The sequence below is a fragment of the Burkholderia sp. L-4 genome, assembly GCF_056856535.1.
Map to the genome: position 1 here is coordinate 1,251,199 of NZ_JBXEOX010000001.1, position 22,504 is coordinate 1,273,702.

Below are 22,504 nucleotides of genomic sequence, written 5' to 3' on the forward strand. Positions count from 1 at the left end.
CCATGCTTTCGATTTGCAAGATGTTGTCTGTTGCGCGCGCCGCCGTGCTCGGCGCGGCCGCCGCCGCCGTGTGCGCCATGCCTGCGGCGGCCGTCGCCGCACCGTCCGCGGGCAACGACGGGCCCGTGTACGGCCCGCGCCTGGAAGGGTTCACGTATCCGGCGCCCGTGCACCTATATACGTTCGTGTCGCAGCGCGAAACCCTCGAGATGGCGTTTCTCGATGTCCAGCCCGCCCACCCGAACGGTCGCACCGTCGTGCTGCTGCACGGGAAGAACTTCTGCGCGGCCACCTGGGAGGACACGATCGGCGTGTTGAGCCGTGCCGGCTACCGCGTGATCGCGCCGGACCAGATCGGCTTCTGCAAGTCGTCGAAGCCCGAGCGCTATCAGTACACGTTCCAGCAACTCGCGCGCAACACGCATGCGCTGCTCGAATCGGTGGGCGTGAAGTCGGCGACGATCGTCGGTCATTCGACCGGCGGGATGCTCGCGATCCGCTATGCGCTGATGTATCCGAAGGCGACCGACCAGCTCGTGCTCGTGAACCCGATCGGCCTCGAGGACTGGAAGGCGCTCGGCGTGCCGCCGCTGTCGGTCGACTACTGGTATGCGCGCGAGCAGAAGACGACGGCCGACGGCATCCGCCGCTACGAGCAGGGCACGTACTACGCGGGCAAGTGGTCGCCGTCGTACGAGCGCTGGGTGCAGATGCTGGCCGGCATGTATCGCGGCGCCGGCCGCGATGCGGTCGCGTGGAATTCCGCGCTGATCTACGACATGATCCTCACGCAGCCGGTGGTCTATGAACTCGGCGCGATCCGTGTGCCGACGCTGCTGATGATCGGCGACAAGGACACGACCGCGATCGGCAAGGACGTCGCGCCGCCCGACGTGCATGCGAAGCTCGGCCGCTATCCGGAACTCGCGAAGCGCACGCAGGCCGCGATCCCCGGCGCGCAGCTCGTCGAATTCCCGGCGCTCGGGCACGCGCCGCAGATCCAGGATCCGGACGCGTTCCACAAGGCGCTGCTCGACGGGCTGGAGGCCGTGCACCCGCAGTGACGCGGGGGCAGGGGCGCCGTCAGCGCGCCTCGTTCGCGAGCTCGTCGCGAATCTGCGCGGTCAGTTCGAACGAGCGCAGCCGCGCGGCGTGATCGTAGATCTGCGCGGTGACGATCAGCTCGTCGGCGCCGGTTTGCGCGATACGATCGCGCAGCTTGTCGCGCACCGTGTCGCGCGAGCCGACCGCCGCGAACGACAGCGAATGCGCGACGGTCGCGAGCTCGAGCTCGTTTGCCTCGAGCACGTCGACGGGCGGCGGCAGCTTGCCCGGCGTGCCGCGCCGCAGGTTGATGAACTGCTGCTGCAGCGACGTGAACAGGCGCCGTGCCTCGTCGTCGGTCTCCGCCGCGAACACGTTGACGCCGACCATCGCGTGCGGCTTCGGCCACGCGGCCGACGGCCGGTACTGCGCGCGATAGATCTCGAGCGCACGCATCAGGTAGTCCGGCGCGAAGTGCGACGCGAATGCGAACGGCAGCCCGAGCATCGCGGCGAGCTGTGCACTGAACAGACTCGAACCGAGCAGCCATACCGGCACGTCGAGCCCCGCGCCGGGCACCGCGCGCACGCGCTGGCCGGGCACCGGCTCCGCGAAGTAGCGCTGCAGCTCGGCGACGTCGTCCGGAAACGAGTCGGCGCTGCCGATCAGGTCGCGGCGCAGCGCGCGCGACGTGGTCTGGTCGGTGCCGGGCGCGCGGCCGAGGCCGAGGTCGATGCGCCCCGGATACAGCGAGGCGAGCGTGCCGAACTGCTCGGCGATCACGAGCGGCGCGTGATTCGGCAGCATGATGCCGCCCGAGCCGACCCGGATCGTTCGCGTGGCGCCCGCGACGTGGCCGATCACGACCGCGGTGGCCGCGCTCGCGATGCCCGGCATGTTGTGATGCTCGGCCAGCCAGTAGCGCTGGTAGCCCCAGCGCTCCGCATGCTGCGCGAGATCGACGGTGTTGCGGAACGCCTGCGAGGCGTCGGTGCCGGCCGGAATGGGGGCGAGATCGAGTACGGAAAACGGTGTCATCGGGTGGCCTTCGAATGAGGGGCGCGGTGATGCGCTTATGCAACAAATGCCAAGGATTTTGCCAAAGGGTTCCGGAACGTGCTGGCGGCGCGCCGATACCCATGCGCCTTACAGGGGTGCAGGGGCGTCGTTCTTGATCGTTGCAGAAATCAACCTAATCGCCGATTAATTACCAATCTTTACGGCGATTGGCGGTGAATCCGCATCGACGTACAAATTTGCACGAAACGTCTGATTTTCAAGACTGCAATACGCCTGCAAAGTGCTTACGCTAACGTGAACGTGGCTGTACCGATAAGGTTCGTCGTCCGCTCAGCTTTGCCGGAATTGCACTAGTCCGTTTCTCGTCGTGCCACGCGCGGGGGGCTGCGGACTGCTAAAATCCGGCGCCTGCCCATGTTGTGCCGATGGTAGCCATTCGAGTCTTCCCGCATCCCCTTCCGGGCATTGCGCGGAGAGATGCCACGCGAAACCGGGCATGGCCGCACCCGAACAACGGGGCGCGCCTCCCCCATTACAGACGCTGCTGGAACAAGGAGTCGGGTCGTGCCCGCGTTCGTCGTCGCCGGAATACCGCATCACGCTCAATCGCGCTCAAGCGTTCTCCATGGCGTTCAGGCTGCCGGGAGGCGTTGCGCATGACGCCAACCGCAACACTGCTCGACTGGCTCCTGATCGCCTTCACGCTGGCCGCGGCCGGCTATGCGCTCGTCGCGGCCTTCGCGCCGCGGCCGCGCACGCCGCGCACCGCCGCGCGCGACGGTTTCGAGCCGGTTAGCGTGCTCAAGCCGCTGTGCGGCGCGGAGCCGCACCTGTACGAAAACCTCGCGACGTTCTGCGAGCAGCGCCACCCGCGTCATGAGGTGCTGTTCGGGGTCGCGTCGCCGGCCGATCCGGCGATTGCCGTCGTCGAGCGGCTGCGCGCCGACTATCCCGAGTGCGACATCACGCTGGTGGTCGACGCGCGCGTGCACGGCAAGAACCTGAAGGTCAGCAACCTGATCAATCTCGCCGCGCGCGCGAAATACGACCGCATCGTGATCGCCGACAGCGACATCGCGGTACAGCCCGACTATCTGGAGCGCGTGACGGCGCCGCTCGCCGACGTGTCGGTCGGGGTCGTCACGTGCCTGTATCATGCGCGCAGCGTCGGCGGCTTCTGGACGCGGATCGGCGCACAGTTCGTCGACGCGTGGTTCGCGCCGTCGGTGCGGATCACGCACCTCGGCCGCTCGAGCCGCTTCGGCTTCGGCGCGACGCTCGCGCTGACGCGCGACACGCTCGACCGGATCGGTGGCTTGTTCGCGCTGAAGGACGAGCTGGCCGACGATTTCTGGCTGGCCGAATTGCCGAGGCGCCTCGGGCGGCGCACAGTACTGTCGGAGGTCGAGGTCGCGACCGACGTGATCGAGCCGTCGTTCGGGCCGCTGTGGCACCGCGAAACGCGCTGGCTGCGCACGATCCGTTCGCTGAACCCGGCCGGCTTCGCGTTCCTGTTCATTACGTTTACGGTGCCGTGGCTCGCGATCGGCGCGGCGCTCGCGCTGCGCCTCGACGGCACCTTCGCCGGCACGCTGGCGGGCGGCGCAGCCGTGGTCGGCGCATTCGGGCGGCTCGTGCTGCACGCGCGCGGCGAAGAGGGCTGGCGCGCGTTCTGGCGCGACCTGCCGCTCGTCGCGGTGCGCGACACGCTGCTCGCGCTCGAATGGCTCGCGGCCGTGTTCGGCACGCACGTCGTGTGGCGCGGCGCAAGGATGACGGTCGTCGGCGGCGAACGCGCGACGGCGGCGGTGGAAGCAGTGGACGGCCATTAGGACCGTCGATCGAACCCGGCCCGAGGGCCGAGACGCGCTGCACGGCGACGCCGCGCGGCGCGACATGACAGAGAGGCGGGCGCCGGCACGGCGGCCCGCGGTTTTTTGACTGAATCGTTGCAACGAAACGAACTATGCAGGCTACCGGAGCATTCATGAAAACGCTGTTCTTGCAGGCCCCTTCGTATGACGGCTTCGACGGCGGAGCCGGCTCGCGCTATCAGGCGAAGCGCGAAATCCGTTCCTTCTGGTATCCGACCTGGCTCGCGCAGCCGGCCGCGCTCGTGCCGGGCAGCCGTGTCGTCGATGCGCCGGCCGACGGCCTGTCGGTCGAGGAAACGCTGAAGATCGCCAACGACTACGACCTCGTGATCATTCACACGAGCACGCCGTCGTTCCCGACCGACGCGATGTTCGCGCAGGATCTCAAGAAGATGAAGCCGTCGATGCTGGTCGGCATGGTGGGCGCGAAGGTGATGGTCGATCCGCACAACTCGCTCACGGCGAGCGACGCAATCGACTTCGTGTGCCGCGAGGAATTCGACTACACGTGCAAGGAGCTCGCCGAAGGCAAGCCGTTCCCCGAGATCAAGGGCCTGAGCTGGCGCGCGAAGGACGGCTCGATCGAGCACAACGAAGCGCGTCCGATCCTCGAGAACATGGACGAGCTGCCGTTCGTCGCGCCCGTCTACAAGCGCGACCTGAAGATCGACAACTACTTCATCGGCTACCTGAACTATCCGTACGTGTCGATCTACACGGGCCGCGGCTGCAAGTCGCGCTGCACGTTCTGCCTGTGGCCGCAGACGGTCAGCGGCCATCGCTACCGCACGCGCTCGGTCGAGAACGTGCTCGCGGAAGCGAAGTGGATCCGCGACAACATGCCGGAAGTGAAGGAACTGATGTTCGACGACGACACCTTCACCGACGACCTGCCGCGCGCCGAAGCCATCGCCGTCGGCCTGGGCAAGCTCGGCATCACGTGGTCGTGCAACGCGAAGGCCAACGTGCCGTACAAGACGCTGAAGGTCATGAAGGAAAACGGCCTGCGCCTGCTGCTGGTCGGCTTCGAATCCGGCGACGACCAGATCCTCGTGAACATCAAGAAGGGCGTGCGCACCGATTTCGCGCGCCGCTTCAGCGCGGACTGCAAGAAGCTCGGCATCAAGATCCACGGCACCTTCATCCTCGGCCTGCCGGGCGAGACGCAGGAAACCATCAAGAAGACGATCGAGTACGCGAAGGAAATCAATCCGCACACGATCCAGGTCTCGCTCGCCGCGCCGTATCCGGGCACGACGCTCTACAAGCAGGCCGTCGAAAACGGCTGGATGGAAGAGAACAAGACGATCAACCTGGTGAGCAAGGAAGGCGTGCAGCTCGCGGCGATCGGCTACGCGCACCTGTCGCGCGACGAGATCTATCACCACCTCGAGCAGTTCTACCGCGAGTTCTATTTCCGCCCGTCGAAGATCTGGGAGATCGTGCGCGAGATGCTGACGAGCTGGGACATGATGAAGCGCCGCCTGCGCGAAGGCGTCGAGTTCTTCCGCTTCCTGCGCGCGCACGAGGCGTAGTCCGTGGCGACGCAGCGGGCGGCGCGGGCGCTGATCTTCACCGCGGACGATTTCGGGCTGCACCCGCGCGTCAACGCGGCGGTCGAGCGCGCGCATCGCGACGGCGTGCTGAATGCCGCGAGCCTGATGGTCGGTGCGCCCGCGGTGCGGGATGCGATCGACCGCGCGCGGCGGCTGCCGTCGCTCGCGGTCGGCCTCCACCTGGTGCTCGCGGACGGGCCGGCCACGCTGCCCGCGCATGACATTCCCGCGCTCGTCGGGCCCGACGGGCGGTTCGGCGACGCGATGGCGAAGGACGGCTGTCGCTTTTTCTTCCTGCCGCACGTTCGCGCGCAACTGCGCCGCGAGATCCGGGCGCAGTTCGACGCGTTCGCGGCGAGCGGCCTGCCGCTCGATCACGTGAACGCGCACAAGCATTTCCACCTGCATCCGACCGTGCTGTCGATGATCATCGAGATCGGCCGCGACTACGGGTTGCGCGCGGTGCGGTTGCCGTACGAGACGAGCGCGCCCGCGCTGCTCAAGCCGTGGATCGCGCTCGTGCGCGCGCGGCTCGACCGCGCCGGGCTCGCGCACAACGACTACGTGGTCGGGATCGCGCAGACGGGCGCGATGGACGAGGCCGTGCTGCTCGACGCGCTCGCGACGCTGCCGCCGGGCGTCGGCGAGATCTACTGCCATCCGGCCGAGGCCGGCGACGGCCCGATCACGCCGACGATGGCCGGCTACCGTCCGGTCGACGAACTCGACGCGCTGCTGTCGCCGCGCGTGGCGGCCGCGCTGAAGGCGGCGGGCGTCGCGACCGGCGGCTTTGCCGACGTCTTCGGCCAGCCCGCGGCACGTCGCGGCGCGCAGGCGGCGCGCGCACCGGGAGCGCAGCCGTCATGAGCAAGTGGATCAAGTGGCTCGGCTGGCCGATCGGCATCGGCATCCTGCTCGCGCTGGGGCTGCACGAAGGCGTCGGCGACGTGTCGCAGATGCTCGCGCGCGCCGGCTATGCGCTGCTGTGGCTCGTGCCGTTCCATGGGCTGCCGCTGCTGCTCGATGCGTACGCGTGGCACCTGCTGCTCGACCGGCGCAGTTCGCTGCCGTTCCTGTGGTGGATCGCGACCGTGCGCGAGGCCGTGAACCGGCTGCTGCCGGTGGTCGGGATCGGCGGCGAGATCGTCGGCATCCGGCTCGCGCGCTGGCAGGTGCCCGATGCGAGCCGTGTCACCGCTTCGGTGATCGTCGAAGTGCTCGTGACGATCGTCGTCCAGTATGCCTTCGCGGCGCTCGGCCTCGTGCTGCTGCTCGCGACGACGGACAACATGGGCGGCGGCACGATCGGTCTCGCGTTGCTGCTGACGCTGCCGTTGCCGGTGCTCGGCGTCGTGCTGATGCGGCGCGGCGGCGTCTTCCACGCGATCGAGCGCTTCGCGGGCCGCTTGCTCGGCGATTCGCACCGGCTGCTGCAGGGCGTCGACGGGCGCCGGCTCGACGCCGACATCGACGCGCTGATGTCGCGCACGGGCCTGCTGTTCAGCGCATTCTTCTGGCAACTGGCCGGCTACGTGCTCGGCGCGCTCGAGATCTACTGGGCGCTCGCGCTGCTCGGCCATCCGGTGTCGATCGGCGGCGCGATCGCGATCGAGGCGATGACGCAGGCCGTGCGGCATGCGGCGTTCATGGTGCCGGGCGGGCTCGGCGTGCAGGAGGCGACCGTCGTGCTGCTCGCGCAGATGTTCGGCGTCGACCGCGAGACGGCGCTGTCGCTCGCGGTGGTCAAGCGCGGCCGCGAGGTGCTGTTCGGCTGCCTGGCGCTCGGCTCGTGGCAGCTTGCCGAGCTCGTGCGTACGCGCCGCCGTATCGGTGCGCCGCCGGCCGCGCCGCGCGCGGCGCAGGCGGGCCGCGTGACCGAAGCCGAGACGGAAACCGAAACGACGCATTGAACAGGAGACGGGCCGCGCGCCCGTCTCGCGCTTTTGGCGTCGCACGGGTATCCTTGCCGCGTGTTTTCTCGACGCGCATTTCTTCCGATGATTTTCCGATTCCGGCTGCTTCCCGTGACGATGCTGGCCGCCGCGCTGGCGCTGACCGGCTGCGACGACAAGCAAGGCGACCTCGACGTGCAACGTATCAGGGACTTCTTCAACGCGATCAAGCCCGCGCCGCTGCTGCTCAAGGGGCTGAAGGTCGGTGAATCGACCGAGGCCGACGTGCGCGGCACGATGGGCAAGCCCGAGATCGTGCGCGAGTTCACCGACGGCTCGAAGCGCTACGAATATCCGCGCGGCCCGATGGGCAACCAGACCTGGTTCGTCGATCTCGATGCGAACGGGCGCTACGCGGGCGCCACGCAAGTGCTGACCGCCGAGAATTTCGCGAAGGTGCGCCCGGGGATGAACGAGGACGAGGTACGGCGCCTGCTCGGCAAGCCCGGCGACATCGCGCAGTATCCGCTGAAGCCCGAGACGGTCTGGAGCTGGCGCTGGCTCGAGGACGGCGTCAACACCGACGCGTTCTTCAACGTCCATTTCGGCCCGGACGGGCTGGTCTATACGACTTCGCGCTCCGACATCCTGAAGGGACGGTAAGCGCGGCCGTCTGCGGCGCTATATCGAAAAAGCGACCGGAAAATTGCAAAAAGTCCGCTTCCCTGCGTGTCATCCGACTGTCAGGAAGCGGCTTTTTTCCTTTTGAAACAGCGAAGTAGACATCGGTCGCAAATGATGGGGCGGGTTGCTGCGATGCAGCAATCGCGCGCCAGGTGATTTGAGACAATCAATTTCGCTTGCGACTATCCGCGTCAGCCCGGCGCGGGACAGGCGACGCGTCGGCATCCATTCCTACTCTGGAGACGCGCGTGTTCCTTTACGGCTTTGGTCCTGTTCTCTGGGCCGGCACCGTGCAGACCATCGAGCTGTCGGTGCTGTCGCTTGCCACTGCGGTGGCACTGGGGCTGATCGGCGCGGTGGCGAAGCTGTCGCACAACCGGGTGCTGCGAGCGATCGCGACCGGTTATACGACGCTGATCCGCTCGGTGCCCGATCTTGTGCTGATGCTGCTGTTGTTCTACAGCATCCAGATCTGGCTGAACCAGTTCACCGACCTCGTCGGCTGGAACCAGATCGACATCGACCCGTTCGTGGCCGGCGTGCTGACGCTCGGCTTCATCTACGGCGCGTATTTCACCGAGACCTTCCGCGGTGCGTTCCTGTCGGTGCCGCGCGGCCAGCTCGAGGCCGGCGCGGCTTACGGGATGAGCGGCGCGCGCGTGTTCGCGCGGATCATGTTTCCGCAGATGATGCGCTTCGCGCTGCCGGGCATCGGCAACAACTGGCAGGTGCTCGTGAAGGCGACCGCGCTGGTGTCGATCATCGGCCTCGCGGACGTCGTGAAGGCCGCGCAGGACGCCGGCAAGAGCACGTTCAACATGTTCTTCTTCATCCTCGTCGCGGCGCTGATCTATCTCGCGATCACGACCGTTTCCAACCTCGTGCTGATCCAGCTCGAGAAGCGATATTCCATGGGCGTGCGGCACGCAGAACTATGATCGAGATCCTGCAGGAATTCGGCAAGGCGTTCCTTTTCTGGGACGGCCAGCGCCTCTCCGGCCTCGCGGTGACGTTGTGGCTGCTCGTTGCGTCGATCTCGCTCGGCTTCGTGTGCGCGGTGCCGCTCGCGGTCGCGCGCGTGTCGAAGAAGAAGTGGGTGTCGATGCCCGTGCGGTTCTACACGTACGTGTTTCGCGGCACGCCGCTCTACGTGCAGCTGCTGCTGATGTACACGGGCATGTACAGCCTCGAGTTCGTGCGGTCGCACTCGCTGCTCGACGCGTTCTTCCGCAGCGGCTTCAATTGCGCGATTCTCGCGTTCGCGCTGAATACCTGCGCGTACACGACCGAGATCTTCGCCGGCGCGATCCGTGCGATTCCGCACGGCGAGGTCGAGGCGGCGCGCGCGTACGGGATGTCGCCGTTCACGATGTATCGCCGCGTGATCCTGCCGTCGGCGCTGCGCCGTGCGCTGCCGCTGTACAGCAACGAGGTGATCCTGATGCTGCACGCGACGACCGTGGCGTTCACGGCGACCGTGCCGGACATCCTGAAGGTCGCGCGTGACGCGAATTCCGCGACCTACATGGCGTTCCAGTCGTTCGGAATCGCCGCGCTGATCTATCTTGCGGTATCGTTCGCACTCGTCGCGGCGTTTCGCCGGGCGGAGCGCCACTGGCTCGCGTATCTCGCGGCCGCCCGTCATTGATTCACTTCGAGGAGAGCCAGTTGGCCGAGATCACTCAAACGCACGGTGCCACCAAGCTTGCGGCGCTCGACATCCACAAGCGCTACGGCGACAACGAAGTGCTCAAGGGCGTGTCGCTGAACGCGAAGGCCGGTGACGTCATCAGCATCATCGGCGCGAGCGGCTCGGGCAAGAGCACGTTCCTGCGCTGCATCAACTTCCTCGAGCGGCCGAATGCGGGGCAGATCGTCGTCGACGGCGAGGCCGTCCGCACGAAGGCCGACCGCGCCGGCGCGCTCGAAGTTGCCGATCACAAGCAGCTGCAGCGTATCCGCACGAAGCTCGCGATGGTGTTCCAGCACTTCAACCTGTGGGCGCACATGAACGTGCTCGAGAACGTGATGGAGGCACCCGTGCACGTGCTCGGCATTTCCAAGAAGGAAGCCGAGGATCGTGCGCGCGAGTACCTGGAGAAGGTCGGCCTGCCGCCGCGCGTCGAGAAGCAGTATCCGTCGCATCTGTCCGGCGGCCAGCAGCAGCGCGTCGCGATCGCGCGTGCGCTCGCGATGCATCCGGACGTGATGCTGTTCGACGAGCCGACGTCGGCGCTCGACCCGGAGCTGGTGGGCGAAGTGCTGAAGGTGATGCAGAAGCTGGCCGAGGAAGGCCGCACGATGATCGTCGTCACGCACGAGATGGGTTTCGCGCGCAACGTGTCGAATCATGTGATGTTTCTGCATCAGGGGCGGACCGAGGAAGAGGGCGATCCGAAGGAGGTGCTGGTGCGCCCGCAGAGCGAGCGGCTCAAGCAGTTCCTGTCGGGCAGCCTCAAGTAACGCGACGGGGCAGGTTTCAGCCGTGGTACCGGTGTCTCGTCCCGCAGGCGCCACCCGCACGACGCAGGTGGTGATCGTTGCATTGCCGCCCGTGTCGATGTCGGGCGTGGGTCCGATCGTCGATGCGTTGAATCTGGCGAACGAGATCGACGGGCGGCTGCTGTACCGCTGGCAGGTGTGTTCGTGGGACGGGCGGCCCGTGCCGCTCGCGGGCGGGGCGCAGTGGCATGCCGATGCGGCGTTCAACGATGCGATCGCATGCGACTGGCTGATCGTCGTGACCGAGCGGTTTCAGCAGTTTGCCGATTACCGGCTGTTTCTCGCGAGTCTCGCGCGGGTCGGGCAGCGGACGCCGGTCGTGACCGGCATTCACCACGGCGTGTGGTGGCTCGCGATGGCCGGGCAGCTTTCCGGGTATCGCGTGAGCGTGAACTGGGAGACGTATCAGCAGTTCGCCGAGCAGTTCGAGCGGTCGATCGTCACGCAGCAGATTTTCGAGATCGATCGCGATCGGGCGACCTGTGCCGGCGGGCAGGCGACCGTCGATTTCATGCTGGCCATGATTGGCCGGGAACACGGGCCCGAGCTGGGCGAGCGGATTGCCGATGCGCTCGGCGCCGGGACCTTGCGCAGCGGCGAGGAGCGGCAGCGGATTCCCTTCGTCACCGCGCCCGGTGAGCGGCATCCTCGGTTGAATGACGCGTTGCTGCTGATGGAGGCCAATGTCGAGGATCCGCTGACGACCGACGAGATCGCCGAGCTGGTCGGCGTGTCGCGCCGACAGTTGGAGCGGCTCTTTCGACAGTATCTCGGGGCGATGCCCTCCAAGTATTACCTCAATCTCCGATTGCTCAAGGCCAGGACGCAGTTGCAGCGGACCAGCAAGTCGGTCGTGCAGGTTAGTCTCGCTTGTGGGTTTTCTTCTGCTGCGCACTTTTCTAATGCGTATCGCGAAAGGTTCGGGGTCACGCCTCGGGAGGATCGGCGCGCGTGGCTCGAGAAGCAGACAGGTGGGGGGAGTGAGCCGCGGGCGGGGGCGCTCGTGGAGCGGGGGAGGGATTGATTTTTTTGGGTTTTTTTGGGGGCGGTTCGCTTGCGTTTTGATGTGAATTGCCTGTGATCGTAACGGTCTATTAGCGTCGCCCCTGCGCGGGGCGGCGGTTACTTTTCTTTGTCTTGCCAAAGAAAAGTAACCAAAAGAAAGGCGCTGTGAAAACGCAAGACTTCCCGGTGCCATAGCCTGCAAAGTGGCCCTCGCCTAAGTGTCCGCGCCAGCAAGGAACCCGGAGTGGTTCGAGCAATGGTTCTGACTCCACTCATCCCGCAGCGGAGCGGTATACCGCCCGCCAGCTCCATCCTCGCTTCGCTCGGCTGCAAGGTGCTTCTAGTCGTGCGGTGCGCACGTTTGCTTATCCAGGAGCCGTTGCCTGCCAGGCATCTCCGACGATTCACATCGATCGTGCAATTACGCCGCCTGCAAATCGATCATTGCTCGCGGTGTATTGCTGTACCCCATTTTTCCTGGCCGGGGCAGCGAATCAGGTGTTCACCGAAAATGACGTCTTGCCCAGACGAGTGAGGGCGATTGCTGATCGATGGCGACGCTGGAGGGGGTGTACCTGTCGGCCGAGCGAAGCGAGGGCGGAGCTAGCGGGCGGTATACCGCTCCGCTGGGGGATGAGTGATGTCAGAACCATTGCTCGAACCACTCCGGGTTCCTTGCTGGCGCGGACACTTAGGCGAGGGCCACTTTGCAGGCTATGGCACCGGGAAGTCTTGCGTTTTCACAGCGCCTTTCTTTTGGTTACTTTTCTTTGGCAAGACAAAGAAAAGTAACCGCCGCCCCGCGCAGGGGCGACGCTAATAGACCGTTACGATCACAGGCAATTCACGTCAAAACGCGAGCGAACCGCCCAAAACCCCCCCAAAAAACCACCCCCCACCCCCAGAAGGCAAAATAAAAGCACACTATCCGCTTCCGATAGAACCCGTCGCAAATCCGCAAGACGCTTGCGTCACCCTTACCTAAACTTGATCCTGTTGAACCCTCTTACGAAACCGAAAGGAACGACCATGACGACCTCGACCGTGACCCGCCAGACATTCGACGAAGTGATGGTGCCGGTATTTTCCCCCGCCCCGTTCGTGCCGGATCGCGCAGAGGGCTCCCGCGTGTGGGACACGGCTGGCCGTGAATACATCGATTTCGCGTGCGGCATCGCGGTCACGTCGCTGGGCCACGGCCACCCGGAACTGCTGAAGGTCCTGGACGAACAAAGCCGCAAGCTCTGGCACATCGGCAACGGCTACACGAACGAGCCGGTGCTGCGCCTCGCGAAGCGTCTCGAATCGCTGACCTTCGCCGACCGCGCGTTCTTCGCGAACTCGGGCGCGGAAGCAAATGAAGCCGCATTGAAGCTCGCACGCCGCGTCGCGTTCGACCGCCACGGCGCCGATAAAGCGGAAATCATCTCGTTCGTGCAGTCGTTCCACGGCCGCACGTTCTTCACGGTCAGCGTCGGCGGCCAGCCGAAGTACTCGGAAGGCTTCGGCCCCGTGCCGGCCGGCATCACGCACCTGCCGTACAACGACATCGAAGCCGCGAAGGCCGCGATCGGCCCGCAAACCTGCGCCGTGATCGTCGAGCCCGTGCAAGGCGAAGGCGGCGTGATCCCGGCCGATCCGGCCTTCCTGAAGGCGCTGCGCGAAGCGTGCGACGCGCACGGCGCGCTGCTGATTTTCGACGAAGTGCAAACGGGCGTCGGCCGCACGGGCCAGTTCTACGCGTACATGGACACGGGCGTCACGCCGGACATCCTGACGACCGCGAAGGCGCTCGGCAACGGCTTCCCGATCGGCGCGATGCTGACGACGAACGAACTGGCCGCGCACTTCAAGGTCGGCGTGCACGGCACGACGTACGGCGGCAACCCGCTCGCCTCGGCGATCGCCGACAAGGTCGTCGAGCTGATCGGCGATCCGGCACTGCTCGAAGGCGTGCGCGAACGCAGCGTGCGCCTGAAGGGCGCGCTCGAACGCATCAACGCACGCTTCGGCATCTTCAAGGACGTGCGCGGCAAGGGCCTGCTGGTCGGCGCCGAACTCACCGCCGCGTTCGACGGCCGCGCGAAGGACTTCGTCACCGCCGCCGCCGAGAACGGCCTGATCATGCTGATCGCCGGCCCGAACGTGCTGCGCTTCGTCCCGTCGCTGGTGATCCCGTTCGACCTGCTCGACGAAGGCGTGAAGCGCTTCGAGAAGGCGGTCGAACAGGTGCTCGCCGCACAGGAAGCCACCGCGCGCTGATCGGCGCCCCCCATCGCAGACAGGAACGACGATGCTATTTGTTCGCCCCGGCAAACTCACGGATCTCGATGCGCTCGCGCACATGGCGCGCACCGCGCAGCCGGTCCTGCACTCGCTGCCGCACGACCGCGCGGCGCTCGAAGCGCGCGTGGCGCTCTCCGAGGATTCGTTTCGCGCGGACGTCGATTTCGCCGGCGAGGAGTTCTACCTCTTCGTGCTCGAGGAATCGTCGACCGGCAAGCTGCTCGGCACGGCGAGCATCGTGGCCGCGGCCGGCTACTCGGAACCGTTCTACGCGTTCCGCAACGACGCACTGATCCACGCGTCGCGCGAGCTGCACGTGAACCGCAAGATCCACGCGCTCACGATGTCGCACGAGCTGACCGGCAAGAGCCGGCTCGCGGGCTTCTACGTCGATCCGTCGCTGCGCGGCGATGCGGCCGCGCACCTGATCTCGCGCGCGCGGATGATGTACATCGCCGCGAACCGCCGGCGCTTCACGCCGGAAGTGTTCACGCTGCTGCTCGGCGTGAGCGACGGCAACGGCGCATCGCCGTTCTGGGAAGCGGTGGGGCGCAAGTTCTTCGGCCGCGACTTCACCGACGTCGACATCGCGTCGGGCGGCCGCAGCCGCACGTTCATCGCGGAAGTGATGCCGGCCTATCCGCTCTACGTGCCGCTGCTGCCGGAAGCCGCGCAGCGCGTGCTCGGCGAGCCGAACGAAACGGCCTTGCTCGCATACGACATCCATCTCGAGGAAGGCTTCGAGCCCGACCGCTTCGTCGACATCTTCGACGCAGGCCCGGTGCTGACCGCGCAGGTCGACCGCACCGCGTGCGTGAAGCACGGCTCGGAGCGCGTCGTGCGCGAGGCCGCGCACAAGCAGGGCGATGTCGCGTACCTGGTGTCGACGGGCAGCGGCGAATCGTTCCGCTGCGTGCTGGCCGACCTGCCGGGCGACACGGCCGAGGCACCGCTGGCCGGCGACGTGCGCGCGGCGCTCGATGTGAAGGATGGCGATGTCGTGCGCTGCGTGCCGCTGCACCGCCGCGACGATGAAGATTTGAAGGGAGACGCAGCATGATCGTCGTTCGGGTCGTACAAACGGGCGACGTCGACGCGCTCGTGTCGCTCGCGAAGGAAACCGGGCCGGGCCTGACCACGTTCAAGCCCGACCGCGACGCGCTCGCCGCGCGTATCGCGCGCGCGCGCCGCACGCTGGACGGGCAGGCCGCGCCGGGCGAGGCCGGCTACTTCTTCGTGATGGAAGAATCGAAGACGGGCGACATCGCGGGCGTGTGCGGGATCGAAACGCAGGTCGGCCTCGAGCAGCCGTTCTACAACTATCGCGTGAGCACCGTCGTGCACGCGAGCCAGGAACTCGGCGTGTGGACGCGGATGTCCGCGCTGAACATCTCGCACGACCTGACGGGCTACGCGGAAGTGTGCTCGCTGTTCCTGAGCCCGCGCTATCGCACCGGCGGCGTCGGCGGCCTGCTGTCGCGCTCGCGCTTCATGTTCATCGCGCAGTTCCGCGAGCGCTTCCCGGAACGCCTCTGCGCGGAACTGCGCGGCCACTTCGACGAGGACGGCACGTCGCCGTTCTGGCGCGCAGTCGGTTCGCACTTCTACCAGATCGATTTCAATGCAGCCGATTACCTCAGCTCGCACGGCCGCAAGTCGTTCCTCGCGGAACTGATGCCGCGCTACCCGGTGTATGTCGACCTGCTGCCGCAGGACGCGCAGGACGCGGTCGGCCTCACGCACCGCGACACGCTGCCGGCCCGCAAGATGCTCGAAGCGGAAGGGCTGCGTTACCAGAATCACGTCGACATCTTCGACGCGGGCCCCGTGCTCGAATGCCACATCAACGACCTGCGCACGGTGCGCGAGAGCGTCGTCGTGCCGGTCGCGATCGGCGTGCCCGACACGCGCGAAGACGCGCAGGGCGGCCATCCGCCGAGGTCGCTGGTGTCGAATACGTCGCTCGGCGATTTCCGCGTCGGCGTCGCGCCGGGCGTCGTGGCGAACGGCTCGTTCGTGCTGTCGGCCGACGATGCCGCCGCGCTCGACGTGAAGGCCGGCGATCCGGTCCGCGTGCTGCCGCTCAAAGTCAAACAGGGATAAACGAATCATGACGGAACTCTTCATCGACGGCGCCTGGGTCGCGGGCTCGGGCCCCGTGTTCGCTTCGCGCAACCCGGGCACCGACGAGATTGCATGGCAGGGCGAAAGCGCGTCGGCGGCCGACGTCGACCGTGCGGTCGCGAGCGCGCGCCGTGCATTCGCCGGCTGGTCGGCGCTCGACTTCGAATCGCGTTGCGCGATCGTCAAGCGTTTCGCCGCGTTGCTCAACGAACGCAAGGAAGCGATCGCGACCGCGATCGGCCGCGAGACGGGCAAGCCGCTGTGGGAAGCACGCACCGAAGTCGCGTCGATGGCCGCGAAGGTCGGCATCTCGATTCAGGCCTACCAGGAACGCACCGGCGAGAAACGCCAGGACATGGCCGACGGCGTCGCGGTGCTGCGCCACCGTCCGCACGGCGTCGTCGCGGTGTTCGGTCCGTACAATTTCCCCGGCCACTTGCCGAACGGCCATATCGTGCCCGCGCTGATCGCGGGCAATGCGGTCGTGTTCAAGCCGTCGGAACTCGCGCCGGGCGTCGCGCGCGCGACGGTCGAAGTGTGGAAGGAGGCCGGGTTGCCGGCCGGCGTGCTGAACCTCGTGCAGGGCGAGAAGGACACCGGCATCGCACTCGCGAACCATCGGCAGATCGACGGACTGTTCTTCACGGGCAGCTCCGATACGGGCACGCTGCTGCACAAGCAGTTCGGCGGCCGTCCGGAGATCGTGCTCGCGCTCGAAATGGGCGGCAACAATCCGCTCGTGATCGGCGAAGTCGAGGACATCGACGCGGCCGTGCATCACACGATCCAGTCGGCGTTCCTGTCGGCCGGCCAGCGCTGCACGTGCGCGCGCCGCATCTTCGTGCCGCAGGGCGCGTTCGGCGACCGCTTCCTCGCGCGCTTCGCGGACGTCACGTCGAAGATCACGGCCGACGTGTTCGATGCCGATCCGCAGCCGTTCATGGGCGCGGTGATCTCGGCACGCGCGGCCGCGAAGCTGGTCGATGCCCAGTCGCGCCTGATCGAGCAGGGCGCGAAACCGGTCATCGCGATGACGCAGCGCGATCCGCGCCTCGGCTTCGTGAACGCGGCGATCGTCGACGTGACGGGCGTGGCCAACCTGCCCGACGAGGAACATTTCGGCCCGCTCGCGCAGATCGTCCGCTACGCGACGTTCGACGAAGCGATCGAGCGCGCGAACGACACGGCGTTCGGCCTGTCCGCCGGCCTGCTGGCCGACGACGAGAAGGCATGGGAACACTTCCGCCGCACGATCCGCGCCGGCATCGTCAACTGGAACCGGCCGACCAACGGTGCGTCGTCCGCCGCGCCGTTCGGCGGCACGGGCCGCTCGGGCAACCATCGCCCGAGCGCGTACTACGCAGCCGACTACTGCGCGTATCCGATGGCGTCGGTGGAAAGCACGCAACTGACCTTGCCCGCGAGCCTGTCGCCGGGCCTGCATTTCTGATCGAGGGAGCGACGATGAACGCACAAGAAGCCAATTTCGACGGGCTCGTCGGCCCGACCCACAACTACGCCGGGCTGTCGTTCGGCAACGTGGCGTCCCTCAACAACGAGAAGTCGGCCGCGAACCCGAAGGCCGCCGCGAAGCAGGGGCTGCGCAAGATGAAGCAGCTCGCCGATCTCGGTTTCGCACAGGGCGTGCTGCCGCCGCAGGAGCGGCCGTCGCTGCGCCTGTTGCGCGAGCTCGGCTTCTCGGGCAAGGACGCGGACGTGATCGCGAAGGCCGCGAAGCAGGCGCCGGAACTGCTCGCCGCGGCGAGCTCGGCGTCGGCGATGTGGACCGCGAACGCGGCCACGGTCAGCCCGTCGGCCGACACGAGCGACGGCCGCGTGCACTTCACGCCGGCGAACCTGTGCAGCAAGCTGCATCGCGCGATCGAGCACGAAGCGACGCGCCGCACGCTGTCGACGCTGTTCGCCGATCCCGCGCACTTCGCGGTGCACGAAGCGCTGACGGGCACGCCGGCGCTCGGCGACGAAGGCGCGGCGAACCATACGCGCTTCTGCGCGGAATACGGCAAGCCGGGCATCGAATTCTTCGTGTACGGCCGCGCGGAATACCGCCGCGGGCCGGAACCGAAGCGCTTCCCGGCACGGCAGACCTTCGAGGCGAGCCGCGCAGTCGCGCATCGCCACGGGCTCGCCGAGGAAGCGACGGTCTACGCGCAGCAGGATCCGGACGTGATCGACGCGGGCGTGTTCCACAACGACGTGATCTCGGTCGGCAACCGCGACACGCTGTTCACGCACGAGTGCGCGTTCGTCAACAAGCAGGCGATCTACGACACGCTGACCGCCGCGCTCGACGCACGCGGCGCGCGCCTGAACGTGATCGAGGTGCCGGAAGCGGCCGTGAGCGTGAACGACGCGGTGACGTCGTACCTGTTCAACAGCCAGCTGTTGTCGCGCGCGGACGGCTCGCAGGTGCTCGTCGTGCCGCAGGAATGCCGCGAGAACGCCAACGTCGCGGCCTATCTCGACCACCTCGCGGCCGGCAACGGCCCGATTCACGACGTGCTCGTGTTCGACCTGCGCGAAAGCATGAAGAACGGGGGCGGCCCCGCATGCCTGCGCCTGCGCGTCGTGCTGAACGACGCGGAGCGCGCGGCGGTCACGTCGAACGTGTGGATCAACGACACGCTGTTCGCGTCGCTCGACGCATGGATCGACAAGCACTACCGCGATCGCCTCGCACCGGAAGATCTCGCCGATCCGGCGCTGCTCGACGAATCGCGCACGGCGCTCGACGAACTCACGCAGATCCTGCGAGTCGGTTCGCTGTATGACTTCCAGCGCTGAGGCACGGATGCCGTCCGCCGCGCTGCTCGACGACTTTCTCGCGTTCACGCTGGCCGGCAGCGTGCCGGCCGAGCAGGGCGGTACCTGCGCGGGCGGTGCGGTGCGCTGGCAATGGCCCGGCGACGGGCTGCTCGTGCTCGAACCGGTCGCGGCGAACGAGGCAACACGCGCGAGCGTGCTCGTATCGGCGGGCGTGCACGGCGACGAGACGGCGCCGATCGAGCTGCTGTCGATGCTGGTGCGCGATCTCGCGTCGGGCGCGCTGCCGCTCGCGTGCCGGCTGCTCGTCGTGCTCGGCAACGTGCCGGCGATGCGCGCGGGCGAGCGTTATCTCGACGACGACCTGAACCGCCTGTTCAGCGGCCGTCACACGCAGGTGCCCGCGAGCCGCGAAGCGCCACGCGCCGCGCAGCTCGAAGCGGCCGCGGCCGCGTTCTTCGCGGCCGCGCCGGCGGGCAGCGCGCGCTGGCACATCGACATGCACACGGCGATCCGCGCGTCGGTGTTCGAGCAGTTCGCGCTGCTGCCGCATACGGGCACGCCGCCGACGCGCACGATGGTCGAATGGCTGGGCGACGCGCGCATCGCGGCCGTGCTGCTGCACACCGCGAAGGGCAACACGTATTCGCATTTCACGGCCGAGCATTGCGGCGCGCTCGCCTGCACGCTCGAACTCGGCAAGGTGCGGCCGTTCGGCCAGAACGACCTGACGCGCTTCGCGCCGGCCGACCGCGCGGTGCGCAAGCTGGTGTCGTGCCGGCCGACGGATGCCGACGCGGCGCTGCCGCGCGTCTTCACGGTGATCGACCAGATCACGAAGCAGAGTGACGCGCTCGAGCTGTTCGTCGCGGCCGACGTCGCGAACTTCACCGCGTTCGCGCGCGGCACGGTGCTCGCGCAGGACGGCGACTACCGCTACACGGTGACGCACGACGAGGAGCGGATCGTGTTTCCGAACCCGACCGTGAAGCCGGGGCTGCGTGCGGGCCTGCTCGTCGTCGACACGACGCGCGAGACGATCGCGGCATTGGTCTGACCGATCGGCGGCCGCGCCGACGCGCGGCCCGCCTTGCGTATTTGCGACATCGTCTTGCAAGTTCGATGGCCGGCGCGGCCGGTGTCGTATGCGCACCGCAGCATCGCGCATCGGCAGCCGCTTTGCCATGCCGGGCCGCGCGGATTGGTACAATCGCGGCCTTGCGGCTGTTGCGCCGCATCACGGCGCGGCAGCCGCATTGTCGGGGTCATCCGACCCTGCAATGATGCCTGCGCCCGTAGTTCCGGAACATTCGAGTATCGAGGAGAGCACCTGATGAAGTTGGATTGGCGTAAAGTGGCCGCGCATGCGGTGGTGGCGGCATCGGCGGTGGCGGCAGGCAGCGCGTTTGCCGCGGATCTGAAGGAGATCCGGTTCGGCGTCGAGGCCTCGTACGCACCGTTCGAATACAAGACGCCCGACGGCAAGCTGACCGGCTTCGACATCGACATCGGCAACGCGGTGTGCGCGAAGCTGAAGACGAAGTGCGTGTGGGTCGAGAACGACTTCGACGGCCTGATCCCCGCGCTGCAGGCGCGCAAGTTCGATGCGATCAACTCGGACATGACGATCACCGACCAGCGCAAGCACGCGATCGCGTTCACCGACCCGATCTATACGATTCCGAACCAGCTGATCGCGAAGCAGGGCAGCGGCCTGCTGCCGACCCCGCAGTCGCTGAAGGGCAAGCGCGTCGGCGTGCTGCAGGGCACGATCCAGGAAGCGTACGCGAAGAAGAAGTGGGCGCCGGTCGGCGTTGAAGTCGTGCCGTACCAGACGCAGGATCTGGCCTACGCCGACCTGAAGTCGGGCCGTCTCGACGCGACGTTCCAGGATTCGGAAGCCGGCTCGAAGGGCTTCCTGACGAAGCCGCAAGGCCAGGGCTTCGCGTTCGCGGGCGGCACCGTCAGCGACGCCGAGATCCTCGGCTCGGGCGTCGGCTTCGGCCTGCGCAAGAACGACGCGGCGCTGAAGACCGCACTCGATCAGGCGCTGAAGGACCTGAAGGCCGACGGCACGATCGACAACCTCGCGAAGAAGTACTTCAGCGTGCCCGTGACGCTCAAGTAAGCGCTTCGTTCGAACGCACGATGTAAAAAACCGGCCGCCGATGCGGCCGGTTTGCTTTTGGGAACCGGAAACCGCGCGGGCGGCCGGCCGTCAGCCGTGCTGCGCGGGGAAGAACCGCCCCAGTTCGTGCGCGAGCTCGTTGAGGATGCTCATTTCCTGTTGCGAGATCTTGCGTGCCGGCTGCGCGCCGGCCCAGTCGCCATACAGCAGCGCGACCGTCGCCGCATCGACCCGCACCGGCAGCAGCACGAACGCGCGTGTGTCGTCGAACACGTCGAGATACCACGCGGGCAGGCGCTTGAGCATCTTCGGTTCCTGCGCCTGCTCGATGAAGATGCCGACCGAATTGGTGATCGCGAGATGGAATACGTCCGGCTCGAAGCGCTCGTGAAAGCGCAGCCGGTAGAGCGCCGCGTCGACGCCGGGACCGAAACCCAGGCGCGCGGCGAACGTGCCGTCGTCGTGGCGCACGAACATGACGGTGCGCGTGAACGCGAGGCTCGCGAGCAGGCTTTCCGACGCCAGCGCGAGCACCGGCGTCAGTACGTGCTCGGACGGCAGCGCGCGCAGGTCGGCGAGGCCGGCTTCGAGACAGGCTTCGGGCTCGGCCTGCGCACGCGCGATCGCATCGGCGTTCGCGCGCAACTCGACGATCTCGCGCATCACGGTGTCGCTCGCTTCCTCGTGCGCGAGCCGGTCGGCGATCTCGACGAGCGCGTCGGGTTCCGTATCGAGCGCCGGCGCATAGTGCTGCGCGAGCGCCGCGATGTGCGCGTCGCGCTGCGGACCATCGGGCATCGCGAGCGCACTCGCGACGTCGGCCGAGCAGCGGCTCACCGCCCGCAGCCAGTTCACGCGTTCGATCATGTCCTCGTCGGCCGCGAGTTCGCGGCCGAACGCGTCGACGCGGTTCACGTGGTGGTGGTCGTCGGCGATGCCGTCGCGGATCATGTCGGGCAGCCGCCAGCGTGCCGCCGCCTCGAGCCCGATCTCGTCGAAACCGACGCCGAGCACCTCGACGCAGGCGGCCGATTCGTCGACGTGCATCTCGGCCGCGCGGCGGCGGATCTTGTCCCATTCGCTGTCGAGATAGCAGACCACGAGCAGCTTGCCGACCTGGCGCATCAGCGTGCAGACGACGGCTTCCTCGCCCGCGCGCAGGTCGGCGCGCTCGGTGAGCTTGCGCGCGACGCAGCCGGACAGCAGCGCACGGTTCAGCTCGAGCTTCGCGTCGATGCGCCGCGGCGTGCTGTGGTGGAAATGGTCGACGAGCTTCAGCCCGACGACCAGATGGCCGACGGCGTCCATGCCGAGCACCATCAGCGCGCGCGTCACGGTCGTGATGTTGCCGCCGAACGCCATGTACATCGCGGAGTTCGCGAGCCGCAGCACTTTCTGCGTGAGCGCGAAGTCCGACAGCACGACACGCACGAGTGCGGTGAAGTCGAGGTCGTCGTTCTTCATCGCGGCCATCGTCGCGCGCAGCGATTCCGACAGCAGCGGGAAATCGCCCCGTTCGCTCATCCGGGCCCACAGCTTGTCCAGCAAAGCGGTGCGGGGCAGGTGTTCGGTGATTGACATACGGATCTGTCCGGTTCGCCGCGC

19 protein-coding genes are annotated in these 22,504 nt (G+C 67.1%); 17 read left to right on the plus strand and 2 right to left on the minus strand.

Going from position 1 to position 22,504, the window contains the following annotated elements; genetic code table 11:
• Window positions 1-2 precede the first annotated feature (2 nt).
• Window positions 3-1,064 (plus strand): alpha/beta fold hydrolase, encoded by a 1,062-nt coding sequence (locus tag AC1VVG_RS05955; RefSeq protein WP_124670447.1) that lies wholly within the window; start codon window positions 3-5, stop codon window positions 1,062-1,064.
• Window positions 1,065-1,083: 19 nt separating this feature from the next.
• Here the strand turns inward: AC1VVG_RS05955 and AC1VVG_RS05960 are convergent, their stop codons facing one another.
• Window positions 1,084-2,082 carry an LLM class flavin-dependent oxidoreductase gene (locus AC1VVG_RS05960; RefSeq protein ID WP_034186540.1) on the minus strand — a complete coding sequence of 333 codons (999 nt, stop codon included), beginning with the start codon at window positions 2,080-2,082 and terminating at the stop codon, window positions 1,084-1,086.
• Window positions 2,083-2,720: 638 nt separating this feature from the next.
• Here AC1VVG_RS05960 and hpnI point away from each other — a divergent pair.
• The 16 genes from hpnI to AC1VVG_RS06040 all read left to right on the plus strand — a co-directional run bounded on the left by hpnI (window position 2,721) and on the right by AC1VVG_RS06040 (window position 20,899).
• Window positions 2,721-3,896, plus strand: coding sequence for a bacteriohopanetetrol glucosamine biosynthesis glycosyltransferase HpnI (gene hpnI, locus AC1VVG_RS05965; RefSeq protein ID WP_034186541.1), 1,176 nt, complete (start codon window positions 2,721-2,723; stop codon window positions 3,894-3,896).
• A 134-nt stretch (window positions 3,897-4,030) separates the two neighbouring features.
• Window positions 4,031-5,473: a hopanoid biosynthesis associated radical SAM protein HpnJ gene (hpnJ, locus tag AC1VVG_RS05970; protein WP_376699828.1), complete on the plus strand. Its 1,443-nt coding sequence runs from the start codon at window positions 4,031-4,033 to the stop codon at window positions 5,471-5,473.
• Window positions 5,474-5,476: 3 nt separating this feature from the next.
• Window positions 5,477-6,361, plus strand: a complete 885-nt coding sequence (hpnK, locus tag AC1VVG_RS05975; protein ID WP_482835347.1) for a hopanoid biosynthesis-associated protein HpnK — start codon at window positions 5,477-5,479, stop codon at window positions 6,359-6,361.
• Complete coding sequence (locus tag AC1VVG_RS05980; protein WP_049031205.1) at window positions 6,358-7,404, plus strand: lysylphosphatidylglycerol synthase domain-containing protein; 1,047 nt, start codon at window positions 6,358-6,360, stop codon at window positions 7,402-7,404. Before hpnK ends, AC1VVG_RS05980 begins: the two co-directional genes overlap by 4 nt.
• Window positions 7,405-7,491: 87 nt before the next feature.
• Window positions 7,492-8,049, plus strand: a complete 558-nt coding sequence (locus AC1VVG_RS05985; RefSeq protein WP_034186545.1) for a lipoprotein — start codon at window positions 7,492-7,494, stop codon at window positions 8,047-8,049.
• 269 nt (window positions 8,050-8,318) lie between these two features.
• Window positions 8,319-9,008: an ABC transporter permease gene (locus AC1VVG_RS05990; RefSeq protein WP_006488734.1), complete on the plus strand. Its 690-nt coding sequence runs from the start codon at window positions 8,319-8,321 to the stop codon at window positions 9,006-9,008.
• A complete protein-coding gene (locus AC1VVG_RS05995; RefSeq protein WP_034186546.1) occupies window positions 9,005-9,718 on the plus strand; it encodes an ABC transporter permease in 714 nt (237 codons plus the stop codon). Before AC1VVG_RS05990 ends, AC1VVG_RS05995 begins: the two co-directional genes overlap by 4 nt.
• 20 nt (window positions 9,719-9,738) lie before the next feature.
• Complete coding sequence (locus tag AC1VVG_RS06000) at window positions 9,739-10,533, plus strand: ABC transporter ATP-binding protein (RefSeq protein ID WP_034186547.1); 795 nt, start codon at window positions 9,739-9,741, stop codon at window positions 10,531-10,533.
• 22 nt (window positions 10,534-10,555) lie between these two features.
• Window positions 10,556-11,596: a GlxA family transcriptional regulator gene (locus tag AC1VVG_RS06005; protein ID WP_034186548.1), complete on the plus strand. Its 1,041-nt coding sequence runs from the start codon at window positions 10,556-10,558 to the stop codon at window positions 11,594-11,596.
• A gap of 1,010 nt (window positions 11,597-12,606) precedes the next feature.
• Window positions 12,607-13,839 carry an aspartate aminotransferase family protein gene (locus AC1VVG_RS06010; RefSeq protein ID WP_034186549.1) on the plus strand — a complete coding sequence of 411 codons (1,233 nt, stop codon included), beginning with the start codon at window positions 12,607-12,609 and terminating at the stop codon, window positions 13,837-13,839.
• A 31-nt stretch (window positions 13,840-13,870) separates the two neighbouring features.
• Window positions 13,871-14,923, plus strand: a complete 1,053-nt coding sequence (gene aruF, locus AC1VVG_RS06015) for an arginine/ornithine succinyltransferase subunit alpha (RefSeq protein WP_482835348.1) — start codon at window positions 13,871-13,873, stop codon at window positions 14,921-14,923.
• Window positions 14,920-15,966, plus strand: a complete 1,047-nt coding sequence (astA, locus tag AC1VVG_RS06020; RefSeq protein WP_175027835.1) for an arginine N-succinyltransferase — start codon at window positions 14,920-14,922, stop codon at window positions 15,964-15,966. The genes aruF and astA overlap by 4 nt, the downstream gene beginning before the upstream one ends.
• A gap of 7 nt (window positions 15,967-15,973) precedes the next feature.
• Window positions 15,974-17,437, plus strand: coding sequence for a succinylglutamate-semialdehyde dehydrogenase (gene astD / locus AC1VVG_RS06025; RefSeq protein WP_034186552.1), 1,464 nt, complete (start codon window positions 15,974-15,976; stop codon window positions 17,435-17,437).
• 14 nt (window positions 17,438-17,451) lie between these two features.
• Window positions 17,452-18,792 carry an N-succinylarginine dihydrolase gene (astB, locus tag AC1VVG_RS06030; RefSeq protein WP_482835349.1) on the plus strand — a complete coding sequence of 447 codons (1,341 nt, stop codon included), beginning with the start codon at window positions 17,452-17,454 and terminating at the stop codon, window positions 18,790-18,792.
• A gap of 7 nt (window positions 18,793-18,799) precedes the next feature.
• A complete protein-coding gene (gene astE, locus AC1VVG_RS06035; protein ID WP_482835885.1) occupies window positions 18,800-19,828 on the plus strand; it encodes a succinylglutamate desuccinylase in 1,029 nt (342 codons plus the stop codon).
• Between the two features lie 276 nt (window positions 19,829-20,104).
• Window positions 20,105-20,899, plus strand: a complete 795-nt coding sequence (locus tag AC1VVG_RS06040) for an ABC transporter substrate-binding protein (RefSeq protein WP_034186555.1) — start codon at window positions 20,105-20,107, stop codon at window positions 20,897-20,899.
• A 90-nt stretch (window positions 20,900-20,989) separates the two neighbouring features.
• On the opposite strand, the gene AC1VVG_RS06045 is transcribed toward AC1VVG_RS06040, so the two are convergent.
• Window positions 20,990-22,480, minus strand: a complete 1,491-nt coding sequence (locus AC1VVG_RS06045; protein WP_034186556.1) for an HDOD domain-containing protein — start codon at window positions 22,478-22,480, stop codon at window positions 20,990-20,992.
• Between the last annotated feature and the right edge of the window lie 24 nt (window positions 22,481-22,504).